The following is a 12,632-nucleotide window of genomic DNA, read 5'->3' on the forward strand; positions in this document are numbered from 1 at the left end:
TCTTCTCCCTATTCTTGAATTACAACCATATTATCACGGTGAATGACTTCAGCGCCGTAATCATAACCAAGAATATCAATGATCATGGTGCTGTGTTGGCCGGCAATTTTACTCAAGTCGCGACTGGAATACGTACTGATACCACGGGCAATCAGATGTTGATGTTGATCTTTCACGCAAATGACCTCGCCGCGCGCAAACTCGCCCGCGACTTTAATAACCCCTTTAGCCAACAAACTGCTGCCTTTACCAAGTAAGGCATTAACCGCGCCTTGATCAATGTACACATCGCCAGCAGCAGCAGGCCCCGCTAAAATCCAACGTTTACGATTTTCTAGTGCTTCTTCAAGAGCTAAAAAGCGTGTGCCTTGTGGCGTGTCGCTTAATGCATCAAAAATGACATTGGGCGCTCGGCCAGCAGCAATAATCACTTCAATCCCAGCTCGACGAGCAATATCGGCCGCTTGCAGCTTAGTCGCCATGCCTCCGGTACCTAATGTTGTGCCACTTCCACCCGCGATTTTTCGCAACGTATCATCAATGGTTTTAACCTCTTTGATTAACTCAGCATTGGGGTCTTTACGCGGATCGGCGGTGAACAAACCTTTTTGATCGGTTAATAATAAAAGCTTATCCGCTGCACACAAAATACCGACTAAGGCCGAGAGATTATCGTTATCACCGACTTTAATTTCATTGGTTGCAACAGCATCGTTTTCATTGACCACTGGAATAATGCCGTGTTCGATCAGCGCATTAATCGTATCTCGCGCATTCAAAAAGCGCTCTCGATCTTCCAAATCAGCACGAGTTAACAGCATTTGACCAATTTTTATGCCGTAAAGCGCAAATAACGACTCCCACGCTTGAATCAACTGGCTTTGACCAACGGCAGCCAATAACTGTTTACTCGATATGGCTTGGGGCAATGCGGGATAACCTAGATGCTCTCGACCCGCTGCAATCGCTCCTGAAGAGACAATCACCACACTGTGGCCTTGTTTTTTTAATTCAGCACATTGACGGACTAACTCAACCATATGTGCACGATCAAGTGCTAACGTTCCACCGGTAAGAACACTGGTTCCTAGCTTCACAACGATGGTTTGTAACGCTGTTTGGCTCTGTTGATTCATTGTCATGATTTTGTCTGTTGAAGAAAACATTTAAGAGGTGATGTTTTAGCAATCCAGCGCCTCTTACACAAGCAGAAAAGGTGCTAAAGAGCACCTTTTTTTAGTGGGAATTATTTCTTACTCTGCTAAGCACTCAATGATCAGTAAAGGAAGTGCTCTTATTAACACGATAAAATGCAACAACCCAATCATTAAGTGATAACGCGGTCATGGTGAAAAAGCAGGCAACCTATAATTAAGCAAATTCAGCCGACTGTTGATGGAGCGATAAACTTAATTCAAAACGTTGCTGCAAAGTTTGAGCTAACTTTTTATGGAAATCCTCTTGGGTACGAATCACTTCAGGCAGCGCCGCTGCCGTCGGTTTACTCTCTTCCCATTCGCCTGCGAGATTATAGCGGCCGATACGGTAATTAGCCTCAAAGCCCGTCTCGGTCGTCGTCAACTCCATCCACCAGCCCCAAAATTCACGTTTTTCGGGCGATTTTTTATCATTGATACAAAAAGCCAAACAATCAAACCAATAAATGCCTTCCTGGCACTGCCCTTCCCGTAAATAGGGACCAATCGCTTTTAACGTCGATAATAAACGATAATGAGTAGGGTATTTTGCTGCCTCTGACATGTAGACTCTCCTTGTTAAGAATGATTATTGCTTTTAATAATCATACGCTTAAAAACGTAGATAATTCTCTCTTAACTAATTTAAGCCAAAAGTCATTCGCAAAGTTGTTCTTCCAGCCACTTTATCGCTAAATCGAGGGATTGCTCATATCCTCGTGTAAGACTTTCACTCTTTATCTGTTTTGATTGCCCACCTTGACTAAAAGTCGCAATCAAATGGTTATCACTAGCAGGAGAAACCGGATCGCCCTCCATTGCCAACGCCAAAATTGGAACTTTAGTACGTCGAGTCGCGAGGAAGCCTTGTACTTTCAATGACCACGCCATCAGTTGAGCCGATAAACTCGGAATATCTACCGCATGTTTACCAATTCGCGACGCTAACACATCCATGTACATTTTCGACATTAGCTTCATTTTTTGCTGAGAAACAAAAATATCATGCACCGGAGCGCCGATAGCGACACACGCTTTAATTTTATCTGATTCAATAAACGATAATCTGACCATCGCATTACCACCAAAGCGAAAGCCAATTAAACCAACTCGACGATGATCAACCCAAGGCAAAGGCGCTAATTGATTAAGTACCGCTTGGTGTAAACAGGAAGAATCTTGCGTTAATGACCAATGATTACTGTGGCCAACAGAGGGCATATCAATCGTTAACATCGCAATATTTCGTTTAGCCAAATAATCACGAAAGAGACGCCACATATCGGTTTGCAAACTATCAAGACCGGCACTAACGATCACCACGGGTTGTGGCTCATCGGTGTGTGATAAATGTAGGTGGCCAAGAATTTTCTTACCTTGATAATCAAACTCTAATGGCTTAATCGTATACTGCGTCAGTTCAGAGGCATGTTTATAAGCAGCATTGGCTAACACTCGCGCTTGAATAGCTAAGGTATCATTTTTTAAATGAGGATAACCGGCAATACTGTAGCAAAGGGAAGCACTAAACATACGTTCTGCCGCCGCTTCTCCCGTTAAGGCTTCACTTTGCTTATGGTAACGCCCGCCGAGCTTTGTCCACTCATACGTCCAATTACCGCTATGATAACCAATCACCGTGTCTAACCACTTTTCATGACTACGAGAATGCTCAGATGAAGCCATGTTAGCGAGGACTTCTTCTTGGTCAATCGGATTAATTCCTAACCAAGCCCACTGTAAACGGCGTAAATTTCGATACCAAGAAAAAGGGTCTTGCTCCATTTTCTGTTCAAAAAACTCACTACTGCTCGGCATGTATTGCGTGAGAGAGGAGGTCTCTTTCGCCTCTTTATGCTGTTGAAAGAGCGTTTCAGATAGGTTGATATTACTTGATTCAGACATGATGCATCTCATTATTAAACCGCTTAGACCTTATAGTAATCAAAAAAAAGGCCCTTTGCAGGGCCATATGTCGATTAATTGCGGGAAACTGGTGATGAATCAATAATTGTCGTTATTTTTGCTTACGATTCACTGGTTCAACATAAGCTAAAGCCATATCCCAAGGTTGTTCAATCCAAGTATCTTGTTCAATATCGACTACGTATTCATCCACTAAATCTTTACCTGCTGGTTTAGCACAAACGGTCACAAATTTAGCTTTCGGGTACATTTCACGTATTTTGCGTGCCGTATCACCGCTATCAACCAAATCATCAACAATAAGAAAACCTTCACCATCATGCTCAGGTGCTTTCAGTACGGTCATATCACGTTGATGGTCATGATCGTAACTTGAGATACAAACGGTATCAACATAACGAATGCCAAGTTCACGCGCTAAAATAGCTGCAGGAACCAACCCACCGCGACTCACACCGAGGATACCTTTCCATTGCTCAGCAGGCATTTGACGCTGGGCTAATTCACGGCAAAAATTTTGCATATTGTCCCAAGTGATTACGAATTTTTTACTCATTGTGATTGAACCTAATTATTTGAAAATAGAGCCTATTTACGCTTCAAGAATAAACTTAATAACAAAGACGATCGCCATAATCCAAACACTAAGCGAAACGTGTCGACCTTTGCCACTCAATAGTTTAATCACGGCGTAAGAGATAAAACCAAGTGCGATACCTTCAGCTATTGAGAAGGTTAAAGGCATTAATAAGCAAGTCACTACCGTCGGTGCCGCTTCTGTAAGATCTCGCCAGTCGATACTTACCAAGCCGGACATCATTAGAATCGCGACATAAAACAACGCACCCGCCGTAGCGTAGGCAGGGATCATTCCCGCTAATGGCGAGAAGAATAATGCAAGTATAAATAAAATGCCAACAACTACCGCGGTTAAGCCCGTGCGACCGCCTGCAGCCACACCTGAAACACTTTCGACATAAGATGTGGTATTCGAGGTGCCCAATAATGCGCCGACAGACGTCGCTGTCGAGTCAGCAAGCAATGCTCGATTTAAACGTGGAATTTTACCATCTTTACCAATGAAACCCGCTTTGTTTGCCACTCCAACGAGAGTTCCAGCGGTATCAAACAGGTCAACAAACAAGAAAGCAAACACAATTGAAATCATGCCGATTTCAAATACGGCTGAAAAATCAAGCTGCATGAAAGTTGGAGCAATACTTGGTGGCGTAGACATGATGCCTCCCCAAGTCACATCGCCAACAATCAACCCTAAAATAGTCACCGCTAAAATAGCGATCATCACCGCCCCTTTAACACCGCGATGAACCAGAGCAATCGTGAAGAAAAAGCTTAACGCCCCCAACACAGCAGGCAACGAGGTAATCGCTCCCATTGACACCAAAGTTGCCGGGTTATCGACCACAATACCAGCATTTTTAAGCGCGATAAATGCTAAAAACAAGCCAATGCCGGCAGAGATACCCGTGCGTAACGACATTGGAATCGAATTAATGATCCATTCACGAATCTTAAATAGACTCAATAGGATAAATAAAATACCTGAGCAAAATACCGCCGCTAACGCCACTTGCCACGTATACCCCATGCCAAGTACAACAACATAGGTAAAGAAAGCATTTAACCCCATGCCAGGGGCTTGTGCTATCGGGTAGTTAGCGACAAAACCCATAATAAAACAGCCAATCGCTGCCGCTAAACAGGTCGCCACAAAGACAGCACCACGGTCCATTCCTGCATCCGCTAAAATTGCCGGATTCACAAAAATAATATAAGCCATGGTCAGAAACGTCGTGATCCCGGCAATGATCTCAGTGCGCACGGTTGTGCCATTTTCACTGAGTTTAAACAGTTTTTCCAACATGGTAGAATCCTAATACAGACAAAGTAAACGGTTGCGTAATCGATTGGCGAGGATTATAAAGTTATCAACAGATAAATTCCATACACAACTACTATCAATCTGTAGGAAAAAAACGACTTTATCTATGCTAAAAACGTGAAAGCGACGGACCAACGTTCGTGAAGTGATACTCGCGAGGACAATACTCATCTGCTGAGCAAAGGATTATTACGGATCGTTAAGCATAAAAAAACGCCATCTGAGTACAGATGGCGGTGAATTATTTTAATCACTGTAGATTAACAATAGATTCTAATATAGGGGTGAACAAAACCACATAACTTTCAAGTGGTTAATTTAATAACCAAAACTTGATGGATAAGTAAAGTTGCTAGTAAAAACAGAGTTGTTTTTCCAGAACATTACACAAGATAAACCTTTATTCATAACTATCACCTTTAAAATCAAACGTCATTAAGTTGATTTCTCAGTTCCTTGGAGGCGATAAATCGGACTCATCCTTTGAGCATTTTTTCTTCACTTGGTAAGTTGGTTACAAATATACCACCAAGAAAATTAATTACAACACTTTTGGTGACTAAAATCACAAAAAGTACAAAAAAACACTAATCCCGACGAAGTTTGGTAATTTAATTACACAAACATCAGTAATAATGTCTTCACTCCTCACTCAACATGGGGAGACCCTCTCGTCCTTAAAGCCTCAAAACGATTGAACAATACGTGTATCATTGACACTCAATAAGCGGAATGTTTCACGCTGTCGTCATCGTTCAGTCGAATAAACAAAAGATAGCCTTGATCGCGACTCACTGAACAACGATGAACAATGTGACTAGCGTAACGAACGTGGTAAATCTCAAGCAGGAAAAATGGTAGCCATCGAGAAGGATAATAAATCCACTACTCCCAGATCTCGCATAGTGGTATGCTATTTCATATTATCGTCTCACCTCCGATCTCAGTTTATTACTCTGCAAAACATCCATAAATATGCACATTGATCGGGGACAATCACAAAAAGGAGTTATCAGTGTCTGAATTCCATTCTGAAATCAGTAATTTATCACCTAGCCCTGTTTGGCAGTTTTTTGATAAAATTTGTTCTATCCCTCATCCCTCTAAACATGAAGAAGCACTGGCTCAATACATTATTGATTGGGCGACTCAGCAAGGCTTAGAGGTTCGTCGCGATCCGATCGGCAATGTGTTTATCAAAAAACCAGCCACTGCAGGAATGGAGCACAAAAAAGGGGTTGTACTCCAAGCACATATTGATATGGTTCCGCAAAAAAATGAAGACATGCAACATGACTTTGCGACCGACCCAATCCAACCTTATATTGATGGAGAATGGGTAACAGCAAAAGGAACCACATTAGGTGCGGATAATGGCATTGGCATGGCAACCTGTTTGGCCGTACTTGCCTCGAATGAGATCAAACATGGTCCGCTTGAAGTTTTATTGACCATCGATGAAGAAGCCGGCATGACAGGTGCATTTGGTCTGCAAGCCGGTTGGCTAGAAGGCGATATTCTTCTCAATACCGATTCAGAGCAAGAAGGTGAAGTCTACATGGGCTGTGCCGGTGGGGTTGATGGCGCACTGACTTTCGCCATCACTCGTGAAACGATTCCTTCTGGCTTTGTCACCCGACAATTAACCTTAAAAGGCTTAAAAGGCGGCCATTCAGGTTGTGATATTCATACTGGTCGCGGTAACGCCAATAAATTACTTGGTCGTTTTCTTGCCACTTACGCTCAAGCATTAGATCTGCGTTTAATTGAGTTTCGAGGTGGGAGCTTACGTAATGCGATTCCAAGAGAAGCTTTTATTACCGTCGCTATCCCGGCAGAAATGGAAACTCAGTTAGAACAAGTGTTTAATGATTACCAGCAATTATTAGTCGCTGAACTGGGTAAAGTGGAAACCAGTATTACCACCTTTAATCAAGCAAAAGAAACCACTCAAGGGGTATTCTCAAGCGCCGATCAGCAACGCTTCATTGCCGCACTGAATGCTTGTCCGAACGGCGTGATCCGCATGAGTGACGATATTCAAGGAGTGGTAGAAACCTCGCTTAATGTCGGCGTGATCACAACCGAAGCAGAGCAAGTGAATGTGCTATGTTTGATCCGTTCATTGATTGATTCTGGACGCAGCCAAGTTGAAGGGATGCTAACCTCTATCGCCGAATTAGCCGGTGCCGACGTTCGTTTTTCAGGAGCCTATCCTGGTTGGAAACCCGATGCTGACTCAGAAATCATGGCTATCTTCCGTGATATGTATGAAGGTATTTATGGCCATAAACCTAATATCATGGTCATTCATGCCGGATTAGAGTGTGGACTATTCAAAAAACCATACCCACATATGGATATGCTTTCCTTTGGTCCAACGATTAAGTTCCCTCACTCTCCAGATGAAAAAGTGAAAATAGATACTGTAGAGCTATTTTGGCAACAAATGGTCGCTTTATTGGAACATATTCCAACAAAACCCTCTGTCTAATCGATAATTATGATAGGCTTTGTTCAGAACCGAACAAAGCCTATCATTCAAATGAGGCTAATTTTCACTCAACCCGTTGGTACTTGCCGGCGTAACAGGTTATACGATGCAATCAAACGCATTGATTGGATGAGTGAATTATTCAGTCACAAAATAAAGTAAGCGGTGTATCAATTTTTTTTATCGATACGAATAATTTTATTCATTAGCTGCGGATTTTATCTGCTGCTAGAGTTCGCTCCCTTGAATTTTCCCGAGTTATTCACCTAACTCGATTCAAGCTGATGACTCGATGACTGTCGTATCGAGATGCTGCTAATTTTCTTCCCTTATGGGCCATTCCTGAGCAGCATCAACTGTGCTCAAATACACAACCATATTCAAAAAAATGACCATGACAAAAAAAATGATTGTTGGATGGAGAGAAACACTTAGCCTTCCTGATTTAGGCATTGAAAAAATAAAAGCCAAAATCGATACTGGCGCAAGAACCTCTTGTTTACACGCTTTTAAAGTAGAAAGCTTTACCAAAGATGACGCGCTATGGGTGAGATTTTGGATTCATCCATTACAACATAATGTTGATAAAGTCACCGTCTGTGAAGCAGAAGTGATTGATGAACGTATCGTGCGTGATTCCGGTGGGCACGAGGAATCCCGCTATGTGATCAAATCCGATCTTTGTCTCGGTGGTCAACGCTGGCCGATCGAAATAACGCTAACCAATCGTGAGAATATGGCGTTTCGTATGTTACTCGGCAGAACCGCAATGCATCACAAACTGATTGTCGATCCTACACAATCTTTTTTAATCCCTTTCGAGGAAAATAAATAATGAAAATTGGTATTCTATCGCGTAACGCTTCTCTGTACTCCACGAAGCGCTTGATTGAAGCATGTAAACAGCGCGGTCATGAGGTAAAAGTCATTGATGCCTTACGCTGTTATATGAATATCAATTCAGACCAACCCGAGATCCATTTTAAAGGTGAAGAGCTCGGTGGTTTTGATGCAGTGATCCCAAGGATCGGTGCTTCAGTCACCTTCTACGGCACCGCAGTATTACGTCAGTTTGAAATGATGGGGGTTTATCCTGCCAATGAATCTGTTGCCATCAGCCGCTCACGTGACAAGTTACGTTCAATGCAGCTACTTTCTCGTAAAGGCATTGGTATGCCGATCACTGGCTTTGCCAGCAAGCCTGATGATGTCAAAGACTTGTTAGACATGGTCGGAGGGGCTCCTGTAGTAATTAAATTGCTTGAAGGTACCCAAGGTATCGGTGTCGTATTAGCTGAAACCCGAAAAGCGGCTGAAAGTGTCATTGAAGCTTTTATGGGCCTGAAAGCCAACATTATGGTGCAAGAGTACATTAAAGAAGCGGGTGGCGCCGATATTCGATGCTTTGTTATCGGTGATAAAGTGATTGCCGCCATGAAGCGTCAAGGTGCTGAAGGTGAATTTCGCTCCAATTTACATCGTGGGGGAACCGCATCGTTAGTAAAAATTACCCCTCTAGAACGCAAAACAGCGATTGATGCTGCTAAGATTATGGGACTGAATGTTGCTGGTGTCGATTTACTTCGCTCAGAACGAGGCCCATTGGTTATGGAAGTCAATTCATCACCGGGCTTAGAAGGCATTGAAGCCGCAACAGGGAAAGACATTGCCAGCCTGATCATCGAGTTTATCGAGAAGAATGCGGCCAGTAGAAGGACAAAAACACGTGGTAAAGGCTAATCGAAATACGGATTATCAATTTTTGGGGGAATCCATTCCCCCAGCAAGTAAACGAGTCATTGAGCTCGAAGCTGCGAAACTGTACACCCACTCTCCTCTATCCATCCCCATAGAAATCATCCATGGCATCTCGAAAGGTCCGGTCCTTATGGTCAATGCCGCGATTCATGGAGATGAACTTAATGGGGTCGAGATCGTTCGACAACTGATCAACTCGCTTGACCCAAAAAAGTTAAGAGGGACATTAATCACTGTCCCGATAGTCAATGTGTTTGGCTTTATTCATAAATCTCGCTACCTTCCTGATCGGCGAGATCTTAATCGCTGTTTTCCTGGCAGTGAAAAAGGTTCACTCGCCTCACGAATGGCGCATAACTTCTTCTCTCAAGTCGCACTTAATTGTGACTACATCATTGATTTACATACAGGTGCAATACATCGAACTAATTTACCACAAATTCGCGCTGATCTGAGTAATCGTGAAACCTTACGTATCGCTGAAGCGTTTGCTACACCAGTTATTTTAGATTCACCACTGCGTAATGGCTCGTTACGCAGCGAAGCCGAAAAAGCCGGTATTACCGTATTGACCTATGAGGCGGGTGAAGCATTACGCTTTGATCCTATCGCTATCCATGCTGGAATTGTCGGCGTAAAACGCGTCATGCAAGAAATCGGTATGCTGCGACCAAGTCGCAAAAAACGCCCAACCTCAGTCATCGCCAAATCCACCAGTTGGCAGCGAGCAGAAGCCGACGGCATTTTGCGAACCCTCGTTTCACTTGGCGATAAAGTCGAAAAAGGCCAAGTATTAGCCTACATTAATTCACCACTCGGTAATGTAGAAGTTGAAATAAGAGCTAGCAAAGGTGGGATTGTGATTGGTCAACAAACACTCCCATTAGTCAATGAAGGCGATGCGGTCTTTCATTTGGCTTATTTCAGTCAAAGTGACGAGATGGTTGAGCAAGTTGTCGGTGATTTTATTGAAGAAGTGACCGATAGTGATTTAGAACCATTAACGACTGGGCAAATCATGCCACCATCCCCAGTCTGATCCAATAATGCCCTTGTGGTTTATCAACAAGGGCATTTATCTATCTTGCGGTTTATTATCAGCTAGGTAAAAGAAGCCCAAATTACAGTTGTCACCAAAAGCGGACAAACAAATTTGACATACCACGGCCAGATTTTCGCAAACCAACTACCTGCGAACTCGGGATAACCGTGTTGCAACTCTTTGAACTTAGCATGACGACTCCATACCCAGCCGCCAAATAGGCAGAACATTAATGCCGCTGTCGGTTGTAAATATTGAGTTGCCGCCATCGCAACCAAGCCAAATAGACTCGCAAAGTTATACACTATCACGACGCTAAATAACGCAATCAAACCACCCAATACCCAACTGGTGCTTCCCCGTGGCGTATTAAAGCGCTCACTTACCAAAGCCACGGGACATTCCAACATCGAGATCGACGAGGTTAATGCGGCAATGGTTAATAATAAGAAAAACACCACCGCAAACAGTTGCCCAAGCAAACCGAGACTATCGAACATTAATGGCAAGACGGTAAACACTAAAGTATCCGAGCTCAGTAACGAACCATCTTGAGCATAAATTTGTACACCATTATGCATCGCCACAAACATGGCTGGCATCACCACTAAACCAGCTATAAACGCGACACTGGTATCAACCAAAGTAACGCTCATCGCCATCTTCGGTAAGTTCTCTTTTTTACTTAAGTAAGAGCCGTAAATCAACATCGAACAACCGCCGATCGTTAAAGAGAAAAAGCCTTGTCCCATCGCCGCTAAAATGAGTTTTCTATCCCACACTTTTTCAAAATCAGGTACTAAGTAATGTTTTAAACCATCCATAGCCCCCTGCTGCATCATGATATAAACAAACAGCACGGCAAATAAAACAAATAACGCAGGCATCAAGCGTGTTGACCACTTCTCAATACCTTGTTTGACTCCGCTACGAACAATCAAAATGGTTAATAAGTAAAAAATCAATGTGCCTAATAGATTACGTTCGACGGAAAAACCTTTAAGCCACGAGCTAATATTGGTCAATCCCAGCAGATCAGTAATCGCGGCGAACAGAAAACAGATGATCCAACCACCAACGATACTATAAAACGCCAACACCGCGCTGGGTACACTTAATCCTACCCAGCCAACGAAAGCACCAACCTTTTTACCTAAAGGATGATTGGTTAGTGAGCGCATACTATCGACTGGATTAGCTTGACCTGATCGACCAATTGCCATCTCCACCACTAACATAGGAAAAGCGACGACAAAAATAAGCACTAAATAAACAAAAAGGAAAGCGCCACCACCATTGCTGGCCGCTTGAGTAGGAAATCCCCAAATATTCCCAAGCCCCACCGCTGCTCCTGCGGCTGCTAAAACAAAACCAAGTCGAGAACCAAAGGTTTCCCGTGAACTACCTTGTGTCATAACCACTCACACATCGTCAAACTAGTAAGCTAGTACAATAATCGAAAATCAATCCATCGACAATCGTTATCTTATGATTCATTCAGTAATGAGAAGTTTTTTAATCTAGGGATAGATTGATGTAATACTTGCTCTTGTTGCTGCAATTGCGTTAGCGAGCTACACAGCGCAGTCACTTCACTGGTCAATTGTTGTGAGTAATCATTTAAACGTTGCGTGACATGGATTTTAAGATCATCCATTTGCCGAGTGAGTTCAGTCAGATTCATTCCTCCTTGGCGCTGCATTTTTTGCGCAATCACCATAAAAGCATCCGATAAAAATTGTTGACTGATTGCTTGCTGAGCTCGTTCAAATTCTTGCTGCCACTCTTTCTCGGTGACTGAAAATTTTTGCGCAGGAAACACCCATTGTTCTTGATGATGATAGCGAGCCTCTAGCTCACTAAACAAGGCTTCGATCCGATGCTGCACATTATCAAAAGCTCCAGGAGCTTCAAGGCGAGCCGCCACATCTTCTAATAGGATACGGCTACGCTGTAAGTTCTTATTGGTTAATTGTTGAGTCTCAGCCAAAATCGAATCAATCTGTTGTCGATAATCTCTTAACACCGCTTGTTGTTGATTCGTTACTCTTATTGGCTGCCCCGAAATTAACAGTTCATTTTGTTGGGTGATCACCGCGTGTTGATCAGTGCGATGAATTTCGATCTGCTGCGCAGTCATACGCAGTTCATTGTGCAATTCAACAGGACAGGTGATTGCCCATAATGAAGGGCTAACCATAAGCCCACACAGTAACAATAATTTTTTCATATTTTCCTCAAACTTAGTCGCGTACATCTTATCCTAACGAAATGTCGACCTAGTTAGTGAATTGTCATAATCTGGCATGAAAC

The 12,632-nt window shown here is 43.0% G+C and carries 11 protein-coding genes; 4 read left to right on the top strand and 7 right to left on the bottom strand.

Translation table 11 applies throughout. From position 1 onward, the window contains the following. Positions 1–8: 8 nt before the first annotated feature. The 5 genes from proB to FKN93_RS11130 all read right to left on the bottom strand — a co-directional run bounded on the left by proB (position 9) and on the right by FKN93_RS11130 (position 5,007). Positions 9–1,142 (bottom strand): glutamate 5-kinase, encoded by a 1,134-nt coding sequence (gene proB / locus FKN93_RS11110; protein WP_154170327.1) that lies wholly within the window; start codon positions 1,140–1,142, stop codon positions 9–11. A gap of 229 nt (positions 1,143–1,371) precedes the next feature. Beyond that, positions 1,372–1,761, bottom strand: coding sequence for a sigma factor-binding protein Crl (gene crl, locus FKN93_RS11115; RefSeq protein ID WP_154170325.1), 390 nt, complete (start codon positions 1,759–1,761; stop codon positions 1,372–1,374). Between the two features lie 92 nt (positions 1,762–1,853). Further along, positions 1,854–3,101 carry an esterase FrsA gene (gene frsA / locus FKN93_RS11120; RefSeq protein WP_154170323.1) on the bottom strand — a complete coding sequence of 416 codons (1,248 nt, stop codon included), beginning with the start codon at positions 3,099–3,101 and terminating at the stop codon, positions 1,854–1,856. 112 nt (positions 3,102–3,213) lie between these two features. Further along, positions 3,214–3,678, bottom strand: coding sequence for a xanthine phosphoribosyltransferase (gene gpt / locus FKN93_RS11125; protein ID WP_004394641.1), 465 nt, complete (start codon positions 3,676–3,678; stop codon positions 3,214–3,216). 36 nt (positions 3,679–3,714) lie between these two features. Further along, positions 3,715–5,007, bottom strand: a complete 1,293-nt coding sequence (locus FKN93_RS11130; protein ID WP_004394640.1) for an NCS2 family permease — start codon at positions 5,005–5,007, stop codon at positions 3,715–3,717. A gap of 1,033 nt (positions 5,008–6,040) precedes the next feature. On the opposite strand from FKN93_RS11130, the gene FKN93_RS11135 reads away from it, so the two are divergent. The 4 genes from FKN93_RS11135 to FKN93_RS11150 all read left to right on the top strand — a co-directional run bounded on the left by FKN93_RS11135 (position 6,041) and on the right by FKN93_RS11150 (position 10,316). Then, on the top strand, positions 6,041–7,519 hold the full coding sequence (locus tag FKN93_RS11135; protein ID WP_158138816.1) for an aminoacyl-histidine dipeptidase: 1,479 nt from the start codon (positions 6,041–6,043) through the stop codon (positions 7,517–7,519). A gap of 394 nt (positions 7,520–7,913) precedes the next feature. After that, complete coding sequence (locus FKN93_RS11140) at positions 7,914–8,354, top strand: ATP-dependent zinc protease (RefSeq protein ID WP_040904070.1); 441 nt, start codon at positions 7,914–7,916, stop codon at positions 8,352–8,354. After that, the gene (rimK, locus tag FKN93_RS11145) at positions 8,354–9,259 is read left to right on the top strand and encodes a 30S ribosomal protein S6--L-glutamate ligase (protein WP_004394638.1); all 906 of its coding nucleotides are present in this window, start codon (positions 8,354–8,356) and stop codon (positions 9,257–9,259) included. Before FKN93_RS11140 ends, rimK begins: the two co-directional genes overlap by 1 nt. Beyond that, positions 9,219–10,316: a succinylglutamate desuccinylase/aspartoacylase family protein gene (locus FKN93_RS11150; RefSeq protein WP_004394636.1), complete on the top strand. Its 1,098-nt coding sequence runs from the start codon at positions 9,219–9,221 to the stop codon at positions 10,314–10,316. Before rimK ends, FKN93_RS11150 begins: the two co-directional genes overlap by 41 nt. Positions 10,317–10,378: 62 nt before the next feature. Here FKN93_RS11150 and FKN93_RS11155 read toward each other — a convergent pair whose 3' ends face one another. Together FKN93_RS11155 and FKN93_RS11160 are read right to left on the bottom strand one after the other, a co-directional pair. Beyond that, positions 10,379–11,734, bottom strand: coding sequence for a sodium-dependent transporter (locus FKN93_RS11155; protein WP_040904067.1), 1,356 nt, complete (start codon positions 11,732–11,734; stop codon positions 10,379–10,381). A 71-nt stretch (positions 11,735–11,805) separates the two neighbouring features. Beyond that, complete coding sequence (locus FKN93_RS11160; RefSeq protein ID WP_170905118.1) at positions 11,806–12,549, bottom strand: DUF2884 family protein; 744 nt, start codon at positions 12,547–12,549, stop codon at positions 11,806–11,808. Between the last annotated feature and the right edge of the window lie 83 nt (positions 12,550–12,632).

Origin of the sequence: Vibrio sp. A8-1, from assembly GCF_013048685.1 — a bacterium.
In the GTDB taxonomy this organism is placed as follows: domain Bacteria; phylum Pseudomonadota; class Gammaproteobacteria; order Enterobacterales; family Vibrionaceae; genus Vibrio; species Vibrio metschnikovii.